The 19,049-nt window shown below is 35.4% G+C and carries 18 protein-coding genes; 8 read left to right on the top strand and 10 right to left on the bottom strand.

Features of this window, described 5'->3' with window-relative positions:
• Window positions 1–22 precede the first annotated feature (22 nt).
• Entirely contained in the window at window positions 23–847 is an 825-nt protein-coding gene (locus tag G6534_RS03625) for an aldo/keto reductase (protein ID WP_059074492.1), read from the bottom strand.
• Window positions 848–1,050: 203 nt separating this feature from the next.
• On the bottom strand, window positions 1,051–2,127 hold the full coding sequence (locus G6534_RS03620; protein ID WP_182083150.1) for a serine hydrolase domain-containing protein: 1,077 nt from the start codon (window positions 2,125–2,127) through the stop codon (window positions 1,051–1,053).
• A gap of 163 nt (window positions 2,128–2,290) precedes the next feature.
• Here G6534_RS03620 and G6534_RS03615 point away from each other — a divergent pair, with 163 nt between their 5' ends.
• The 8 genes from G6534_RS03615 to G6534_RS03580 all read left to right on the top strand — a co-directional run bounded on the left by G6534_RS03615 (window position 2,291) and on the right by G6534_RS03580 (window position 12,041).
• Window positions 2,291–2,839: a LemA family protein gene (locus tag G6534_RS03615; RefSeq protein WP_059074494.1), complete on the top strand. Its 549-nt coding sequence runs from the start codon at window positions 2,291–2,293 to the stop codon at window positions 2,837–2,839.
• A 12-nt stretch (window positions 2,840–2,851) separates the two neighbouring features.
• Window positions 2,852–3,760: a zinc metalloprotease HtpX gene (gene htpX, locus G6534_RS03610; protein WP_059074495.1), complete on the top strand. Its 909-nt coding sequence runs from the start codon at window positions 2,852–2,854 to the stop codon at window positions 3,758–3,760.
• A 154-nt stretch (window positions 3,761–3,914) separates the two neighbouring features.
• Window positions 3,915–4,718, top strand: coding sequence for a DNA/RNA non-specific endonuclease (locus G6534_RS03605; protein ID WP_059074496.1), 804 nt, complete (start codon window positions 3,915–3,917; stop codon window positions 4,716–4,718).
• A gap of 10 nt (window positions 4,719–4,728) precedes the next feature.
• Window positions 4,729–5,967: a serine hydroxymethyltransferase gene (gene glyA / locus G6534_RS03600; protein WP_059074497.1), complete on the top strand. Its 1,239-nt coding sequence runs from the start codon at window positions 4,729–4,731 to the stop codon at window positions 5,965–5,967.
• Between the two features lie 102 nt (window positions 5,968–6,069).
• The gene (locus G6534_RS03595) at window positions 6,070–6,378 is read left to right on the top strand and encodes an ArsR/SmtB family transcription factor (protein ID WP_059074498.1); all 309 of its coding nucleotides are present in this window, start codon (window positions 6,070–6,072) and stop codon (window positions 6,376–6,378) included.
• Between the two features lie 61 nt (window positions 6,379–6,439).
• Window positions 6,440–7,654, top strand: coding sequence for an NADH:flavin oxidoreductase/NADH oxidase family protein (locus G6534_RS03590; protein ID WP_059074499.1), 1,215 nt, complete (start codon window positions 6,440–6,442; stop codon window positions 7,652–7,654).
• Window positions 7,655–7,657: 3 nt separating this feature from the next.
• Window positions 7,658–8,350, top strand: coding sequence for a type 1 glutamine amidotransferase domain-containing protein (locus G6534_RS03585; protein ID WP_059074500.1), 693 nt, complete (start codon window positions 7,658–7,660; stop codon window positions 8,348–8,350).
• 115 nt (window positions 8,351–8,465) lie between these two features.
• Entirely contained in the window at window positions 8,466–12,041 is a 3,576-nt protein-coding gene (locus G6534_RS03580) for a hypothetical protein (RefSeq protein WP_059074501.1), read from the top strand.
• A 62-nt stretch (window positions 12,042–12,103) separates the two neighbouring features.
• Here G6534_RS03580 and G6534_RS03575 read toward each other — a convergent pair whose 3' ends face one another.
• The 8 genes from G6534_RS03575 to G6534_RS03540 form a co-directional block, all read right to left on the bottom strand.
• Window positions 12,104–12,913 carry an SLAP domain-containing protein gene (locus tag G6534_RS03575; protein ID WP_059074502.1) on the bottom strand — a complete coding sequence of 270 codons (810 nt, stop codon included), beginning with the start codon at window positions 12,911–12,913 and terminating at the stop codon, window positions 12,104–12,106.
• 32 nt (window positions 12,914–12,945) lie between these two features.
• The gene (locus G6534_RS03570; protein WP_059074503.1) at window positions 12,946–13,923 is read right to left on the bottom strand and encodes an SLAP domain-containing protein; all 978 of its coding nucleotides are present in this window, start codon (window positions 13,921–13,923) and stop codon (window positions 12,946–12,948) included.
• A 35-nt stretch (window positions 13,924–13,958) separates the two neighbouring features.
• Window positions 13,959–14,729, bottom strand: coding sequence for an SLAP domain-containing protein (locus G6534_RS03565; protein WP_059074504.1), 771 nt, complete (start codon window positions 14,727–14,729; stop codon window positions 13,959–13,961).
• Between the two features lie 266 nt (window positions 14,730–14,995).
• A complete protein-coding gene (yjeM, locus tag G6534_RS03560) occupies window positions 14,996–16,522 on the bottom strand; it encodes a glutamate/gamma-aminobutyrate family transporter YjeM (RefSeq protein ID WP_182083149.1) in 1,527 nt (508 codons plus the stop codon).
• A 38-nt stretch (window positions 16,523–16,560) separates the two neighbouring features.
• Complete coding sequence (locus tag G6534_RS03555; RefSeq protein WP_059074506.1) at window positions 16,561–17,991, bottom strand: C69 family dipeptidase; 1,431 nt, start codon at window positions 17,989–17,991, stop codon at window positions 16,561–16,563.
• A 9-nt stretch (window positions 17,992–18,000) separates the two neighbouring features.
• Entirely contained in the window at window positions 18,001–18,327 is a 327-nt protein-coding gene (locus G6534_RS03550; RefSeq protein ID WP_182083148.1) for a heavy metal-binding domain-containing protein, read from the bottom strand.
• 193 nt (window positions 18,328–18,520) lie between these two features.
• Window positions 18,521–18,703, bottom strand: a complete 183-nt coding sequence (locus G6534_RS03545) for a CsbD family protein (RefSeq protein ID WP_059074508.1) — start codon at window positions 18,701–18,703, stop codon at window positions 18,521–18,523.
• A gap of 65 nt (window positions 18,704–18,768) precedes the next feature.
• Window positions 18,769–19,008, bottom strand: coding sequence for a hypothetical protein (locus G6534_RS03540; RefSeq protein WP_059074509.1), 240 nt, complete (start codon window positions 19,006–19,008; stop codon window positions 18,769–18,771).
• Between the last annotated feature and the right edge of the window lie 41 nt (window positions 19,009–19,049).

Genomic DNA, 19,049 nt, shown 5'->3' with positions numbered 1-19,049 from the left:
AAAACAAATAACACTCTCATTTTTAAAATTCTTCATATACTGCAGGATCTTGATTCTTTGTTCGGCCATCTGGTTTTGTTAAAGCGTTGATTTGACGCATATCTTCAGCTGATATTTCAAAATCAAAAATATCCATATTTTCACGTTGGCGAACTGGTGAAGCTGACTTAGGAATCGGAATCGTCTTCAATTGCAATTCCCATCTTAATATCATTTGACCAACAGTTTTATTGTATTTTTTGCTTAATTTAATTAATAATTCGTCTTGTAACACAGAACTAGCACGTCCAAGCGGACTCCAGTCCATCGTTACGATATCGTTATCTGCATCGAATTTACGCATTGATTCTTGATTGAAATATGGATGCAACTCAATTTGATTAACACTTGGCATAATGCCTGTTTCAGTTTTTAATTTGTTCAAGTGCTCTGGCAAGAAGTTGCAAACACCAATTGATTTTACCAAGCCAAATTTTTGGGCATCAATCAAAGCTTGCCATGCTTCAACGTACATACCACGTTTAGGATTAGGCCAATGTAATAAATACAGATCAAAATAATTCAAATGTGCTCGGTAAAGTGATTCTTGTAACGCTGTTATAGCATCATCATAAGCATAATAGCGTCCTGGTAATTTGGAAGTAACCGTTAATTGATCACGATTAATGCCACTCTCAGCAATTGCTTTACCGACAGCACCCTCATTTTCATAATTATAAGCTGTATCAAGCATCGTATAACCATTATTAATAGCTGAAACGATACTTTGAACACCACTACGACCATTTAACTTGTAAGTTCCAAAACCAAAACTAGGAATCTCTTGTCCATCATTTAATTTATACATGAATATAATCCTCCTCAATACTTACAAACTACAACAAATTGAGAAAATTGACAAAAGAAAAAGTCCTACATCAATCCGTGATGTAGGACTTTAGACCACTTTACAGAAAACTTTGGAATGTGCAAAGCAGTCATTTTAATTCACAGGTAGGCTACCTGCATAAATAATCATACAGGCATTTATGAAAAATAGCTACCATTTTTTTATTTTTTATTGACCATTTGATAAATTGTCCTAGCTGCTGGTTTAATATCAGCTGCTAATCTTGAATAATTTTCCAAAACGATTACTGCATTTTTACCATTATTAGAAATATGCATTACAGTTTGGAAGCCGTAGCCCCAACCATTAGCAAAGTTATCATTTTTACGATGATACAATCCACCACCATAAGTGCTGCCGCTGCCAGGTTTAAATAATTCTTTACGAGATTTTTTGTTTAAATAAGAGCCTGTCATGATGTAATTCTCTACTTTATATAAATCACTAGCATTCATATAAATTTGTCCAGTACCCAATTCATCAAATTCGAACCATTTTCTCGTGTAAAAAGCATTTTTATAGTCAAGTCGTGATGATAATGGATCTACATTATTATAACCGGTGGCTTTAAGAATATTAGGATCATTGTCATATGCGAAAATCGTATTATCCAAATCAAGTTTCTTAACGAAAGTATCAGTAAACAATTGACGATAAGATTCGCCAGTTAGTTTTTCCAAAATGCCACTCAATAAATTAAAATTAATCGCTTGATAATCCCACTTACCATGCAAGAAATTGGAAAATTTAATATTAGCAATATCTTCATGAATAATGTCTTCATCAGAGAGAACACGACTAGGACCAATATCGCCTTTCAAAATTAATCCAGAAGTCATATCTAGCATCTGTCTGATAGTTATTTTCTTACTACCAGGAATCTGTGGATAAAACTTGGCCAACTTATCGCTCAACTTCAATTTACCATTTTGAATTTGTTTCATGATCATGGCTGCAGTCATTGATTTTTGTACTGAATCAATTTCATAAGTCGTATCCTTGTCATTATCGACGCCATCAGCGTAATTGGCAAAACCTCGGCTAGTCTGATAAACCGGTTTGCCATTTTTTACAACCAATAAGGTTCCAGAATATCCTTTCTGGTCTAATAGACTATCAATTTTTTGATTAAATTCACTATCGGCTGTTGAATCGGTCGACTCTGCTAAAACAGTTTCAGGAAATGCTCCTAAAGCAATTGCCAAAAGCATAAAAAGAACTAAAATATTTTTTTTCATAATATACACACCTGTGAAACCTGCCTAGAAACCTTCCTCAATTCATAATTATAAAATACTTTCTGAAAAAGGAATACTAATAAACTCATTAATATTGCTTGTTGAAGACTAGAAAATATTCGATATGGTAAAATGGATTCAATAAGAAAAGAAGGAGATTTAAATGAAAACTATAATAATTATCGTTGTTATTATCTTACTAATTGCTATTTATGCTGGCATGTACAACAGTCTAGTTAAATATCGCAATCGTGCTCAAGAATTCAGTTCTCAAATCGATGTTCAATTAAAACGTCGGACTGACTTAATTCCCAACTTAGTAGAAACTGTTAAGGGTTATGCTAAACATGAAAAGGAAACTTTAGCCAACGTTATTCAATTAAGAAACAACGTTAATACTGCTGACTCTTTACAAGACAAGGTTGAAGCCGACAGCGCTTTGAGTGGTGCTTTGAGACAAGTCTTCGCTTTGGCAGAAAACTATCCTGATCTAAAAGCTAATCAAGAGTTCTCTCAATTAATGGAAGAACTATCTAATACTGAAAATAAAGTTTCATATGCACGTCAAGCTTACAATAGTCAAGTTCAGGCTTACGATACCGCAATTCAAACTTTTCCACGTAATATCATTGCAGGAATTCATGGATTCAAGGAAATGAACTTCTTACAAATCCCTGACGCTGATAAAGCCGCTCCTAAAGTTAAATTTTAGTCGAGGGTCACAATGATTTATGAACAGATTGACCGTAACAAACGTAAAACCTACTTGATATTTTTTATCTTCTTTTTGATATTGGCTGCTCTAGGCAGTTTTATCGGTGCTTACTTCTTTGGCAATATTTACTCTGGTATCGTTATAGCGGTAATTATTGCGGTCGTTTATACACTGATAACCTACTTTCAATCCACTAGTATCGTGATGCAAATGAATGGTGCTAAAAAACTTAACTCAGCTAAGGACGCACCTGATCTTTGGCACATTGTTGAAGATTTGTCGATGGTCGCTGACATCCCATTGCCAGAGATTTATATTATCGATGACCCTAGCCCAAATGCTTTTGCAACTGGTCGTGATCCAGAACATTCAGCCGTCGCTGTAACTAGTGGGCTGTACGAGATGATGAATCGTGAAGAATTAGAGGGTGTTTTAGCTCATGAGATTTCACATGTGAGAAACTACGATATTCGTGTTTCGACTATTTCAGTTGCTTTATCATCTGCTATCATCTTAATTTGCTCCATTATCGGCAATGCTTACCGCTGGTGGATTCCAATGAATGACGACGACCGTGACAACAATAATTCTGGTGCCATTCGTCTAGTTCTTTGGTTGGTCGGTCTAATCTTTGCAATCATTGGACCAATGATAGCTACTTTAGTTCAAATGGCAATTTCGAGAAATCGTGAATATTTGGCTGATGTTTCGGGTGCTGAATTAACTAGAAATCCTCAAGGATTGATCAATGCTCTAGAAAAACTAGAACAAAGTACCAAACCAATGAAACGAGTTGATGATGCTTCAGCGGCTCTTTATATCGATGATCCTAATAAGAAGAAACATTTTGCAGGCCTATTTGATACTCACCCACCTTTGGACAAACGTATTGAAGCCTTAAAGAAAACTTTTCAGTAAGAAGTTGATTGATTTCAACTTCTTTTTTATTTTTTATCCGTTATTTCCGAATTAAATTTGTTGTTAATGCAAATATTGTTCAATATTTCTGAAAATCTATGATAGAATCATATTTGGAGATTGAAGAGGTCTTCATAGTGAGGGGAATTTTTTTATGTATATGTTATTACTCATTGTCATAGGCTTGATCGTTTTATTTACAGCTTTTATGATCAGACCTAAAAAGCGAGTCCAAAAAAAGTTAGTATCTTTGGGAATAATCTTAGTTATTGCTGGTGGTTCAGGAGTTTATCAGTCCTACCAAGGAAACTTAAGTAGTGGCGATAATCCTAAACAGGTTGAAAAAACTACCACTGCCGATTCTGATTTGGCTAACTTGAATTATCAAGGTACTCAAGAAGTAGAAGTTAATAACAATACGCCTACTTTCACAAAATCCGAATTAACTGTTTCGAATGGTCCTTGGCAAAAATTTGCTGATTTAGACAATTTAAACCGAGCCATCCAAGCAGATGCTTTATTAAGTAAAAGTCTGATGCCTACTGCCAAACGTGAAGCTCTCTATGTTAACCCAACTGGTTGGCACAATAAGCGGATCAAAGGTGGTTGGCTATATAATCGTTCACACTTAATTGGTTATCAATTGACTGGGCAAAACAACAATCCCAAAAATTTGATGACCGGTACTCGTTCTTTGAATTCACCCGAAATGCTTAAACATGAAAACGATATTGCCTACTATCTTAAACAAAATCCTAATAATTTTATTAGGTATCGTGTCAAACCGATATATCGTGGCAATGAATTAGTTGCTCGTGGCGTTCAAATGATGGCTGAGTCCTTGTCTAGCAATGGACAGCCAGATCATCAAGTATCTTTTAACGTATACATCTTTAATGTTGAAACAGGTGTGAAGATTAATTATAGTGATGGTACCAGCGTAGTTAATAATAATTAATGATTAGGAGATGGTCGTAGTGCAATATAGTACAGGTGATAAAGAAGTATTCGATCTAATTAATAAGGAAGAACAACGACAAAATAGAAATATTGAGTTGATTGCTTCTGAAAATATCGTTTCTGACAATGTTAGAAAAGCTCAAGGATCAGTTTTGACTAATAAATATGCTGAAGGTTATCCTGGGCACCGCTACTATGGTGGTTGCGAATATATCGACGGTATCGAACAAATCGCAATTGACCGTGCCAAGAAACTTTTCAATGCTGAATACGTTAATGTTCAACCTCATTCAGGTTCACAAGCTAATGCTGCTGCTTATCAAGCCGTTCTAAAACCAGGAGACCGAGTTTTAGGTATGGATCTTAATGCTGGTGGTCACTTGACTCACGGCTCAAAGGTTAATTTTTCTGGTAAGATTTATGATTTCTTCTCATACGGCGTTAACGATGAAGGTTTGATTGATTATGATGATGTTCAAAGAATCGCTGAAGAAGTTAAACCACACTTGATTGTTGCCGGTGCTTCTGCTTACAGTCGTATCATCGACTTCAAGAAATTCAGAGCAATTGCTGACTCTGTTGGTGCATATTTGATGGTCGACATGGCCCACATTGCTGGACTAGTTGCTGTTGGTTTACACCCTACTCCAGTTGGAGTTGCTGATATTGTTACTACTACTACCCACAAAACTTTAAGAGGACCTCGTGGTGGTATGATTCTTGCTAATGCTGAATTGGGTAAGAAACTTAACTCAGCTGTCTTCCCAGGCACACAAGGTGGCCCACTTGAACACGTTATTGCTGGTAAAGCTGTTGCTTTTGGTGAAGATCTTCAACCAGAATTCAAAACTTACATGGAACAAGTTGTTAAAAACGCTGCTGCAATGGCTAAAGTTATCGATGCTGCTGACAACCTTTCCGTTTTAACTGGTGGTACTGACAATCACTTGCTAAACGTTGTCTTAACAGATTGTGATTTGAATGGTATGGAAGTACAAAACTTACTAGATTCTATTCATATCACAACTAATAAGGAAGCTATCCCAAATGATCCATTGCCTCCAAAATATACTTCTGGTTTACGTCTAGGCTCTCCTGCTGTTACTTCAAGAGGCTTTGACGAAAAAGACTGTGAAGAGGTAGCTCACATCATCGTTGACGCTATTAAATACCACGACAATCCTGAAAAATTACAAGAATTAGATGCACGTACTAAAGCCTTAACTGACAAGCATCCTATCAAATAATAATTACTCAAGCAGAGCTTAGGCTCTGTTTTTTTGTTGACTTTTTTCTCAAGAGTCATTATTATAGGTTTAAACATTTAAACGTATTAAAGGAGAAATATCATGGCTGAAGAAACTATGAATCTTTTTAAAAAAGGTATGCCGATTTTTTCTATCTTTCAAGATGAGAATCGACAAAAAATCATTTTACTACTGTGTAAAAACAAAGAATTGACTGTCAATCAAATCACCGATCAGTTAAACCTATCCCGTCCAGCCGTTTCACATCATCTCAAATTAATGCTAGATGCCAAAGTTATTGCTGTGAATAAAGTTGGCAAGAAAAGATTTTATCGTGTTTCCTTAGATGACACTGTACAATTGTTAAAAGAATTGACTATCTCTCTAGAAAAAAGTATTTCATCCAAATAAGATGAAATTTATTTTTTGCTTTTTACGTTTAAATGTTTAAACCTATAATCAGGAGAATACTATGACTACTATATTTGATTCCTTAACTTTAAAAACTAATACTACCATCAAGAATCGTTTCGTAAAGGCTGCCATGAGTGAGACTTTAGGCGATTCAAAATATCAACCAACAGAACAAACTATTTCACTCTATCAAGCTTGGGCTAATGGTGGGACTGGTCTACTCATTACTGGAAACGTGATGGTTGATCGTAACGCCCGTGGTGAATTTGGAAACATCGTTGTTGATCACAATCAAAATTATGACCTATTAAAAAAATGGGCTCAGGCTGGAACCACTAATGATACCAAAATTTTTCTGCAATTAAATCATCCTGGAAAACAATCTCCCAAAACTATTACTAAACAACCAGTCGCACCTAGTGCTGTTCCCATGACAGGGTCAAATAGTTTTGCCTTTAATTCACCTAGAGCTTTGAGCCATGCAGAAATAAAACAAATCATTGCTAAGTTTGTTGATGCTGCAGTAATCGCTCAGCAAACTGGTTTTTCCGGAGTAGAAATTCACGCTGCTCATGGATATTTACTCAACCAATTTCTTTCACCACACGATAATCAGAGAAGTGACGAATACGGTGGTTCTCTAGAAAACCGCATGCGTGTCATCACCGAAATCTATCAAGGCATCCGTGAAAAGGTTGGTCGCAACTTCCCTATAGCATTAAAAATCAATTCATCTGATTTTCGCCCTGACGGTTTTTCTGAAGAGGACTCACTCAAAGTAATTCAAAAAATGGATCAACTGGGTATCGACTTGATAGAAATATCTGGTGGTAACTACGAAAATCCGAAAATGCAAGGAATCGGCAAAGGTGCTTTCTTCATCGACTACGCTCAAAAAGTTAAACAGACAATCAAAACGCCTATTATCGTTACTGGTGGTTTTAATACGGCTAACGGTATGGAATCTGCCATCCAAAATAACGAGACTGATTTTATCGGACTCGCTCGCCCATTAGTTATGGTCCCTGACTTGCCCAATCAGCTCAAATGGGGTAACTTTACTTCTGTAAAACTAAATCATCTGACTACTGGTTCAAAAAAATTGGATAAAAAAGTCGGTTCTTTGATTGGGTTAAGTTTCTATCAACAACAAATGTCACGAATCGCAGAAGGTAAAAAAGTTCAACCCACTACCAATGCTTGGGGCGCTCTACTATTTTCTCTCAGACACCAAGGAATATCTGCTTTAATGCCACAACGGAATAAGGAGTAAATCATGAAAAAGATCTTAGTTGTTCTAACAAATACAATTAAATATTTAGGTACACAACAAGCCACCGGACTCTGGTTAGGTGAAGCTACCGAATTTGTCGACGAAGTTACTAAAGCGGGCTTTTCAGTTGATTACGTTAGTCCCAAAGGTGGTTTCGTTCCCCTAGATCCCCGCAGTTTCAAATATACCGACAAATCTACTATGGATATTTATAGTAGTTCTGATTTTCAACAACGAGCTTTAACTAATTCATTAAAACCTGAAGAAATCAATCCCAAAGATTATCAAGCTATTTATTATACTGGCGGTCACGGTGTAATGTGGGACTTTCCTACCAATCAAAAATTGCAAAAAATCACTAACGAGATTTACCAACAAGGTGGCTTCGTAACTTCGGTCTGTCACGGTATTGCTGGACTACTAAATATCAAAGATGACTCAGGTAATTACTTAATCGCCGGCAAAAAAATAACTGGTTTCACGACTGCCGAAGAAATCCTTGCTGGAAAAAGAAAAGTCGTTCCTTTTTTGAATGAAGATGTTGCCAAATTACATGGAGCTAATTTTCAAAAGAAACGAGCTTATAAAGAATTTGCTATTCAAGATGGACAATTGATCACTGGTCAAAATCCATTTTCTGCTCGTGCGGTTGCTAAAAAATTAATTATGGCTAAAAATAAATCTCACCAAAGTTAACGGTGGGATTTTTTAATTGCATAAAATAAGACATTTATCCCTAATTCGTGATATTATTATTTTAATATTACCGTTTACACGTATAATCATGTTTGTCTTCTTTGGGGGTGTCTTAATGAAATTATTTACTGTAAAATTTTTATTTTTTCTAGCATTCATACTTACTTTAGGACTAATTAATCAACCATTAACAATCCAGGCTGCGGCACCGACAAAGGATGAAGTTTTTGAAAATGCTCCTGACGGATTAAATTTGGACGGTTTGATTGAAGATCCAGATTACGAAAATGGTACTAACGATGCATCTTTGAATAAAGACTTCCCTGTCAATATCGTAGAAATGCTAACAAAAGACGGTGGTCAAGACCAAATCAGCTCTTTTTGGGGCAAGAAATATAAAGATAGCGACGATGCCAAACTATATAATTATTTTGATTTGACTAAAGATCAGACTATTTCTGCTTGGATTTATTATGGAGATGTTTACCATAATTACCCAACTGGTTCAAACATTGACAAAGAGAGTGTTTATACAGCTGGTATGAAGGATGACAAAACTCCTGATGGACTAGCTTTGGTCTTGCAAAATGACGATCGTGGAGCTAAAGCAATTTCTACTGCCATCGGTGGAGATAAAACTGGCTATCCTTCTTATGGTGAAACACTCGGAGTCTGGGGTGGTAGTACTGTTGACCACTCTCCACTAACTTCATCGGTTAAATCTGCAACTTCATATCCAGAAGATACCGTTTACAATCAAAAATTACAAAAGGGTGCCATTCAAAACAGTTTTGCTCTTGAACTAGATGCTCTTCAAAATTTTCAAACACCCACTACCAAGATATCCAATATTCTTTTCGAAAAAATTGATGGAAAAGACGATTATTTCGACATTGCAGATGGTTACAAGGGACAACACATTACGTTCGGATATCCTGGTGATGCAACAACATACAACGACTATGCAACAAAAGGATTCACATCGGCCCTTTTGAATAACACCAAAGGTTATTATTTTTCACAAAATTATAATTTAGGTACTTCCAATAATATCCAGATGAGTGGCTACTATTCAAGCGACCCAGAAGATATGAATGTTAACAAAGCTTGGAAACATTTAACTTTCAAATACAAAAAAGATGGTTCCTTTACTTATCGTTACAATGACCAAGAACTAGACGGAACCGCTAAACCTCTTAACGAACTTAGTGCCGGTAACGGAACAATTGATACTTCAAAACTCGGTGACAGTAAATACGTTCGTTGGGGCTTTACGGCATCAACTGGTTCTCAGAATTCAGCTCCAAACGATGTCGCAATCGTCATGCAACAAATGCCCAGTACCGCCAATGTTCAAAGTTCAGTTAAATTACTAGACATGTCACAGTACAATTCTGATGGTATCTTAGGTCGTGAAATAAGCGACTTAAAGAATGACTCGAATTATAGAGACGGCATGCTTTCTCTCTTTACTAACAAAAACAGTTACAATGTTGCTAACAACGACAAATTACTTTTTAAATACGGTTTAACTTATGATTCAGGAACACTAGAAACAGGAGAAATCAATACAACCTTAGATTTACCTGAAAATGTTAACTTTACTCCGGGAGTTTCTGAATCGGTTGACGATGGTAGTATTGGTCAATTGGTTTATGACGATGGCACTACTCAAGAGATTCTACCTTCAGATATTACGCAAAATTCTGATGGCTCTAAAAGTATCAAATTAAAACTTAAAACAATGGACACTAATGGTCAAAAAGCAACGATTTATTTATATGGTCAAGCTTCTGCAACTACTACTCCTAAATTAGTCAATGGTACTCCTGCAACATTCAATAGCCAAAACTACATTGAGAATATCACCATGCCAACTTTTATTATTAATGATCAATTAAATCTTGATGCTACTCAATTAGATCAAACGATTGATAGCGATAAGGACGCCACAATCAAGGGTACTATTAATTACGTCAATAAATCTAAATTTAATGGCGATGACGTTACTTTACATACAAAAATCAATGGTACTCAAATGGACGATACTAAATATAGTACGACTTCCGATACTGCCACGACTGATTTTTCAATGATCATGACTAATGCCTTGTCCGATGGTAGCCCATTAAAAATCGGTAAAAATACTATTGAAGTTTATGTAACTGATTCCTTAAAACGAGTCTCTAATACTGTCACTTATACGATAACTGTCAATGATTATAAAGATTTGATTTTGACTGCTACTAGCCCCGACCCTATGAAAGTTAAAATTACTGACCCTATTCAATTGGATAGTGAAGTTACCTACAGTGACGGTTCTAAAATTGCTGAACTAGGTTACTTAGACTATGCTTACTTAAAAATTGACGATAATAAATTTGAAAAAGTACAGATTAATGGTGGTGGTAGTGTTGGTGATGTCACTACCTTATTCATAAAATTAGCAGCTGGGAAACTAGATGTCGGTGAACATACGCTTTACTTCTATGTCAATGATGGAACTAGAGATTCCAATACTGTCGAATATCACATAACAGTTACTAATAAAACTTTACTTTTGAAAGCTAACGATGATGATATCAACCAAACTGTCCAAAATAATTCTAATGTACAGTTACGAGGAACTTATCATTACGAGGATAATTCCGATTTTATCAATAAGGTCACTTCTGTTAAGTATCAAATCACAAATGCTGATGGTACTAAACAAGCAATTGTCACTAAAGAAATCCAATCTGATGATAGTACTGCTGAATTTACTTTAACCTTAAAACCAATTGGAGCGGATCTGTTTGACAATCCTTCTGAACAAACTTTAACTGACTATCTTAAAACCGCCACTGGTTTAAAGGTCGGTAAAAATGAAGTATCTATCACAGCCTATGATGGCGACGATGCCACTTCTAATACCGAAACTTACATTATCAATGTACCGACTCTTGACCCAACAATTGAATCTGACAGTTTAAAGGTTGATTCAATTGAACAAATGAAACTTCCATTATCGTTGAAATTCACTTATTCCGATGCAAATTATCAATTACAATCAAAAGATTTGGCTACTTTCACTCAAGTTAAAAACAGCGACAATTCAACTATGACTGTTTTGAAAAAGCCTGAGACTACTACTACAACGCCTTATCAATTCAATATCAAATCCAATTGGAACGATGACCTAGTCGAAGGTCAAAACACTGTTTCAGTTTATGCGATGGACCGTTATTTGAGAAAATCTAATGTGCTAGATTATCAGATGAACATCTTACCTTCTGGTACTCAAATCGAGGTCGGAAATTATCGTTTTAAGACAATTGATCCTAAAAAAGGAGTCGCCGACTACGTTCAACGTGATGGTGCTTGGAATATTGAAATCAATAGCTATCAAGATAAGTGGGCGTTAAAAGCCAAAGCCAGCAATATGTTGCGTCAAGATATCACTGGTAATTACTCTGAATTATCTGACTTATCTTTAGTAAACAAAAAGACAGAAAATGGAATTGGTACCGATTTAATAAATAATCCTACTATTGCAACCGGTGACAGTACTGGTTCTGCTTTACCAATCTCCTATACGCTTTTTGGAAACGACAGTGATGCAAATTCTGGTATTCTTCTAAAGACTGATGGCACACCACTTGAAGGTGAATATCAAAGTACGATTACTTGGTCAATTGATGATTCAATCTAAAAAAGATTCCCTACTGACTTAGAAAAATCAAAAGGGAATCTTTTTTTCATAATTATTGAATATTAAAACGCAGCATATTGTGTATCACTTATGCTGATCCATTCATCAGTTGCAACACGATACATTATTTGACCATTAATTGTAGCCATACGATCAGTGTACCAGCCAGTATGAGCAGCTAAAGCACGATTAGTTACTTTCTTACCAGTTGATGTATAAAGACTAGATACTTTATTTGTATCTATTTGTCCTTCTCTTGGTGTTACCTCGATACCATCTGTCTTTTTAACCCATTCATTAGTGGCAACACGATAATAAGTTGTACCATTAATATCCATTTGTCTATCAATTTGCCAAGCTGATGCTTTTGGTAAAGTTGTCGTAGTGACATTTCCATTATCATCATAAGTTTGCGCATCAATTGATGGTGAGAATACCAATGAAATATTTGTTCCAATTGCTGTATCTCCAGTAGGAATTTTTTCATATTTAGTAAATCCTGATAGTCTATATATTTTACCTGACATAAATCCAATTTCCATTGTTGAGCGATCTGGTTTGTATCCTTTTATTTCTGGTACAGAGAATTGAATTGAATTTTGTATAGGATCCATTGAAACACTTGTCAATTTGATTGGAAGTGTAATTATTTGTCCATCTTTATAGCCAATCATAGATGCATCAACATTATATGTCCCATCACTATTTTGACTATATGTCCCCTTCAATATTTGATTAATAACTGGATCTGATTCATATGCATCAGCTTTAACAGTTACCTCAGTATTAGTACTGATTACTGGTGCAGCAATTGGTGCAACTGCCAACAAAGTAGCGGCGGTAATCCCCATATATTTAGCAAATTTTTTCATAATAAATTCTTCCTCCCATTAATATTTTTTAATTATTTAATATCATCTGCCATAACCCATTCGTCTGTTGCAACACGATACATTGTTTGACCATTAATTGTAGCCATTCGATCTGAATACCAAGGAGTATTTTTGGCTAAAGCTCTATTAGTTACTTTTTTACCCTGTGAAGTATAAAGTGAAGCTTGCTTATTAGTATTTACAGTAGTCTCATTTAGAGTTACAGCTAATCCATCATCTTTTTTTACCCATTCATTATTAGCTACACGATAAAAAGTGGTTCCATTAATATTCATTTGTCTATCTACATTCCAAACGGAAGTTTTTGGCAAAGTGATTGTTGTGGCTTTTCCATTATCATCATAAACAGTTGAATTTACTGAAGATTCAAATAATTCTGAGATTCCAGTTCCTGGAACCTTGATATTTGAGGTTTCTGATTTAGCGGGATTTACAACAACATCTTTTGTTCCTAATACGGGTTCATTGATAAAACTATCCCATGAGTGTGCTCCTGTTTCATCAGTATGTCTCAAACTCAAATGAAATGTCACGGATTTACCTTCTGATAGTAATTCATTAACTTGATCTTTGATTAAATTACCAGAAACACTATTATCAGTAGCTGTGGCAGTCATAATTACGCCATATTGGAAATTGAAGAAAAGATTATCTTCATTACTATTATCATTAAAGTGTTTAAAGAAACTATCACCTTTTTCAATCAAAACATTTTGCTCTGGAGTTAATTCTTGAGGATACAAGAAAAACATTCCATCAGATCCAAATACATAATATGTATCTAGTTCTTCGGTTGTAATCAAAGAACTGTTCTTCGTTAAATTGACTGTACTTTTAACTTCTCCTAACCATTTATTTACATCTGATTTACCATTTGTTTCAGCCTGAACAAAAGTCTCTGTACTTGAATTGATAACTGGTGCTGCAATTGGTGCTGTTGCTAAAAGCATTGCAGAAGTAATACCTAAGTATTTAAAAATTTTTTTCATAATAATAAATTTCCCCCAAAAATAAATTTTTATTGTTAATAAGGATGTACCCATTCATTAGTAGCTACTCTATAATATGTAGCACCATTGATTGTGACATATTTATCCGAATACCAATATGTGTAAGCTGCTAAAGCACGATTTTGAATTTTTTCACCTTTGATGGTATACAAATTCGTTAATTTAACCGTATCAACAGTATTATCAACTATGTGAACTTCTAACCCATCACTAGCTTTGATCCACTGATTGCCACCAACACGATAATATGTAATTCCATTGATCATCATTTCTTGATCAACATTCCAAGTCGATGATGCTGGTAATGTCGTAGATGTGGCTATCCCGTTGTCATCATAAACTCTCGAATCATCAAAGAGTTCAAATGTCATTGCGACCGAACTGGCTGGTGCTTGTAAAGAATTTACATTGTTGGTCTTTGTATAATAAAGATTTGTTAATAATGAATAACCTGTCGTTGTTCTTAAGAATGCCAATTTATTGTAGCTCGGAACATAACCATCCAAAATCGGTGTATCAACTGTAGAAATCTCTCCTACATTTTTTGCATAAACCATTTCTTTGGTATGAACTTTAACATTCTGGCCGTCGGCTTTAGCATAAAAATATAAATAAGCAGGACCATTATTAGTTACGTCAATATTAAAATCACCATAACTCTTCACATTATTATCTGCTGCTTCAACGGTCATTTCAGACTCAGTATTAATGGTTGGCATCGATATCGGCGCAACGGCTAATAACGCTAAAACCGTAATCCCTATATATTTAGTAATTCTTTTCATAATAAATTCTTCCTCCCTGTAACATTTAATTACATCCATATGTTACCTCGGAGGGGTGTCACCATATGGCATTCTGCGAGCGTTAACAATTTTTTTTGAAAAAAAGTTTAAATAATTTTGATTTCCCCATAACACACTCTAAGCGGCTTAGCCCACAATGGAATACGGAAGCTAATGCTTCCCCATAACACACTCTAAGTGGCATAGCCACAAAGAGTGTGTAAAAAAAAATAGACCTTATCAAAATTGATAAGATCTATTAATAATTAATCTTCCGTATCCATAGAAAGGTTAGCTTTTTTAACTTTATGTTCATAACGATAATAAAGCGTGAACCCAACTAATCCGAAGACTACTGGACCAAGAACGGTCCAAAGAGCATCAGTATAGGCACCTTCCATTAATGGTTGTAGCAATGTAAAGATAATTGCAAATGCCAATACTAAGAAGACAATTATGGAAACTGTCCACATGGCCTTCTTATTCTTATAGAACAAGTAAGGTTTCTCAATATCTTTGTTCATGTTAAAGAATGGATATGCTCCTACTAAGAACAAGTATGGAACAGTCGTTGAAACATTAGCCATCAATGTCAAAACATTGTATAGAGCTTTGGCATTCTTACCACCCATATCAACAATTAAGATCAATACGATAACAACGATTGCTTGCATCCACATTGCAAAAGCAGGCATACCATGTTTGTTTAATTTAGTAACTTTTTCAGGCCAAAAGTCTTTTGGTGTACCTAAAACGAATGATTTCAATGGTGAGTAAATCAAAACGAAGAAGGAACCCATGTAAAGGATAAACATATCAAAACCAGTGAAACGTGCGAGCCATTCACCTAAAGTAATAGCTGCAGCACTGCCCATTCCGGTATGAATTCCAAATTGATAACCAAGGTTACTCATCATAACATAAGTAATATTTCCTAGGTTAACGTTACCTTTGGCAATAACTGAATTCCAGTTGGCACTCATAGCCCAAAATAGAATTGTTAGTGAATAAAGTACTGTGATAACAATAGCCGAAATCAAAACACCACGTGGAAAATCACGCTTAGGATTCTTCATACTATCAGTAACACCACCGACAGATTCCATACCACCGTAAGCAAAGATTGCGTAAACGATGAAGGAAACCATCCCTAGTGGTGAAGCAAAAGCTGGATTTGCCGAATGGATAAAGGTATCTAAACCTTGAATTGGTTCAGCTGTGTGAAAGCCTGACATGAATAAAACAGCAATACTCAAAACAAAGAAGATAACCTGCAAGAGAATCATCATGATACCACCAAAGTTAGAAACCTTAGTGATTTTTTCAATACCTTGCGAAGCTGTGAATGTAACGAAAATAATCCACAAAACAGCCAAAACACCAATAACTTGTGTGGCACTTAAACCAAACATTCCCCAAGTCTGAGTTGTATCATGTCCAGCAAAGGTCGTAGACAATGGAATCCAAACTTTTGAAGAAGTTGAGACTAGCCAAACTTCCCATGAAGCTAGCCACATAAAAGTACCGATGAAGGCCCATTTAGGTCCAACAGCTCCATCGATCCAAGAATAGATTCCACCTTTTGCTTCATTAAAAGCGGAACCGTACTCTGCCATCATAAATCCTACTGGAAGGAAGAAGAAGACAGCCGCAAAAACATACCAAACAATACTTGCTAATCCCATCTGTTCATATGCGACAGTTGTATTAGCGAATCCAAAAATAGCCGTGAAAATCATCATTATCAAACTAAATAACGTGATTGTTTTCTTCGGCGAATTACCATCATTCATTTTTAAAACCCCTCATTTAATTTTCAATGTACAAATTTTTATAAATTCATATCTGTCTTGAAGTTTAGAGGTGAAAAATCAGTCGAGTCCGTAATTAATTGAGCAATTAGCTCTTTATAGCCATCAAGTGAAATTTTAGCCATTTCAAATGAAGCTTCCGTTAAATAATTAGGTAATTTATCATCATCTTTGCTCAAGGCCTCTTTATCAAAATCATGTAACTTCTTGCGAAGTGTGATATTGATGTCCTTTTGCTTGGCTTGGAAATCTTTTCCAAGTTCTTTGTAATGACCATCTAATAAAACTCCGGCCAATTTATAAGTCCAATAAGCTGACTTGCTATCATATGGTAATTTCCCGAGTTTGTATTCTTCTGGAGTGTCTGTGCTTCCCATATAAAATGGTACATAAACGCTTTGAGAAGCTACACCCATTGCTAACCATTGAACGCAAGCAATTTCAGGAGCCATATTTGGTCTGATTTGTAAGACGTGTGACTCTTGAGTTTTAGCTAAACTAATTGGACGATATTTTTTATTATCAGCCGACTTATTCAAAGGATCGAATGGAGTCTTTTGATAATGTGATGCCAAATAATCTTGAGCATCATCAACACTTAACAAGCGATTTGCTTTCTTAATAAAAGCTAAATCTTCACTTTCTGGGCTTTCATTAGTTTTTCCCGAAAACTGCTGTTGGCCCCACCAGACACGAGGCGTGCTGTATATTTCATCAGATAAATCATGTGTTCCAAAAATTTCTCTAAAATTAAAACCGTTGGGTTTAGTATTCAAATGGTTGTTTTCGACAAATTCTTTAATATCTTTACGATATAAGAAATTATCTGGATCATCGAAATCAATTTCTTGAATAGCTAGCTGATTGGCGACAACTGCGTAACTATCGTCGGGGATACGTTGCGCAACCCAATAATGCCCTGATCCACTTTCAAAGTACCAAACTTCATCTTTATCTGAGAAAAGTACTCCGTTAGTTTCACAAGTTCCATAATCTTCAATAATTTTTCCTAGTCTTAAAACACCTTCCCGAGCGGTTTTGACATAGGGTAGAACTACTGTGATCATGGCCTCTTCACCAATACCATTTTTGTCAAGAGGATCAATGCCTAAAACACGTTGGTTAGAATAAGCACTCTCTGTGGCACTCATTCCTACTCCGTATTCGTTAAATCCATCCTCTTCAAATAATCCTTCTTTAAAGGTCCATTCAGGAGTGGCAGAATATTTATAGCGAATTTTAGGTAGGTCCATTTGAAAGTCATTAGCTTTGGAGACAAACTTCTGATCATCAGTAAATTCTTTATGTTCATGAATAACGAAATGTTTAGGCCATGAAGCCATTGCATCTTCGTTACGTCCGATGATAGTTGAACCATCAACGGTGGCTTTTTTACCAATTAAAATACTAGTACAAGCCGATAAAGAACTCTTATTATAAACTAAAGCCATCTAATCACCTTACTTAAATTTTACTGCGGTACCATAAGCTGCAACAGTTTCCATGTCAGCACTAATTGAATCAGAATCAAAACGCATCATAACGACAGCATCAGCACCCATATCTAAAGCATTTTGACGCAAACGATCAATCGCAATATCACGTGCTTCCGTCAACAATTCGGTATAGGCTTTGATCTCACCACCGACGATGTTTTTGAATCCAGCTCCGATATTTTTTACGACGTTTTTTGATTGAGTAGTAAGTCCAAAAACTTCACCAATAATCTCGTAGTCGCGACCTGGAATATGTTCAGTCGTAGTCACTAATATCTCGCTCTTCTCCATTGATTCACCTCACAAAAATAATTATTTCACTCCATAAATAATGTAACACATAAATTGCGTCAAATGGTTATATCTCCGCAAATATTACCGACAAAATGCGATTTTTATTGGATAAAAATATCATGAATATAAAAAAATTAAACATAAAAAAAGAACCTTGCAAATTAACTCACAAAGTTCTCTTCCTATATTATTAATTAGTTTTTTGATTGATTTTTTTGGCAACCTTATCAACGGTCTCATCAACTTGTTCTTTTGTTTTGCTGATGGCCTCTTGAGCCTTGCCTTTTAATTCTTGCTTATCATTACCTGAAACCTTGCCAACTGCTTGATTCGTTTTACCCTTGATCATATCTTCTTTGCTTTCAATACTCATACATAAAACTCCTCTCTGATTTATCTATAAGCAAAGAATAACAAGTTTTCGGTTGATAAAGCAATTTATTGGTTCTTCAAAATATCTTTAAAGAAATCAACCGTAATGTCAAAGATTGGTTTCATAATTGCTAAAATCATTAAGAATAAATCAACAAATAATAATTTAATCATCCAGGCAACCGACATGCTAGTTGTAAAGTGGAAGTACAGGGCAAATAGTCCTAAGAATATAGCCACGAAAGCAAAAATATAAATTACAACCAGTCCTATTAAGTTTTCTGTTTCAGTTTCTTCATGTTTCATGGTAGTTTCCCCCTCATCTGAATCGATAAACATTTTATTTA

The organism is Companilactobacillus pabuli, assembly GCF_014058425.1.
Lineage (GTDB): Bacteria > Bacillota > Bacilli > Lactobacillales > Lactobacillaceae > Companilactobacillus > Companilactobacillus pabuli.
The sequence above is the reverse complement of the archived record's forward strand: the minus strand, read 5'-3'. Positions and strand labels throughout refer to the sequence as shown.

Coding starts and splice junctions, on each gene's coding strand:
- G6534_RS03625 (WP_059074492.1), bottom strand. CDS start 847: ATGTATAAATTAAATGATGGACAAGAGATTCCTAGTTTTGGTTTTGGA.
- G6534_RS03620 (WP_182083150.1), bottom strand. CDS start 2,127: ATGAAAAAAAATATTTTAGTTCTTTTTATGCTTTTGGCAATTGCTTTA.
- G6534_RS03615 (WP_059074494.1), top strand. CDS start 2,291: ATGAAAACTATAATAATTATCGTTGTTATTATCTTACTAATTGCTATT.
- htpX (WP_059074495.1), top strand. CDS start 2,852: ATGATTTATGAACAGATTGACCGTAACAAACGTAAAACCTACTTGATA.
- G6534_RS03605 (WP_059074496.1), top strand. CDS start 3,915: ATGTATATGTTATTACTCATTGTCATAGGCTTGATCGTTTTATTTACA.
- glyA (WP_059074497.1), top strand. CDS start 4,729: ATGGTCGTAGTGCAATATAGTACAGGTGATAAAGAAGTATTCGATCTA.
- G6534_RS03595 (WP_059074498.1), top strand. CDS start 6,070: ATGGCTGAAGAAACTATGAATCTTTTTAAAAAAGGTATGCCGATTTTT.
- G6534_RS03590 (WP_059074499.1), top strand. CDS start 6,440: ATGACTACTATATTTGATTCCTTAACTTTAAAAACTAATACTACCATC.
- G6534_RS03585 (WP_059074500.1), top strand. CDS start 7,658: ATGAAAAAGATCTTAGTTGTTCTAACAAATACAATTAAATATTTAGGT.
- G6534_RS03580 (WP_059074501.1), top strand. CDS start 8,466: ATGAAATTATTTACTGTAAAATTTTTATTTTTTCTAGCATTCATACTT.
- G6534_RS03575 (WP_059074502.1), bottom strand. CDS start 12,913: ATGAAAAAATTTGCTAAATATATGGGGATTACCGCCGCTACTTTGTTG.
- G6534_RS03570 (WP_059074503.1), bottom strand. CDS start 13,923: ATGAAAAAAATTTTTAAATACTTAGGTATTACTTCTGCAATGCTTTTA.
- G6534_RS03565 (WP_059074504.1), bottom strand. CDS start 14,729: ATGAAAAGAATTACTAAATATATAGGGATTACGGTTTTAGCGTTATTA.
- yjeM (WP_182083149.1), bottom strand. CDS start 16,522: ATGAATGATGGTAATTCGCCGAAGAAAACAATCACGTTATTTAGTTTG.
- G6534_RS03555 (WP_059074506.1), bottom strand. CDS start 17,991: ATGGCTTTAGTTTATAATAAGAGTTCTTTATCGGCTTGTACTAGTATT.
- G6534_RS03550 (WP_182083148.1), bottom strand. CDS start 18,327: ATGGAGAAGAGCGAGATATTAGTGACTACGACTGAACATATTCCAGGT.
- G6534_RS03545 (WP_059074508.1), bottom strand. CDS start 18,703: ATGAGTATTGAAAGCAAAGAAGATATGATCAAGGGTAAAACGAATCAA.
- G6534_RS03540 (WP_059074509.1), bottom strand. CDS start 19,008: ATGAAACATGAAGAAACTGAAACAGAAAACTTAATAGGACTGGTTGTA.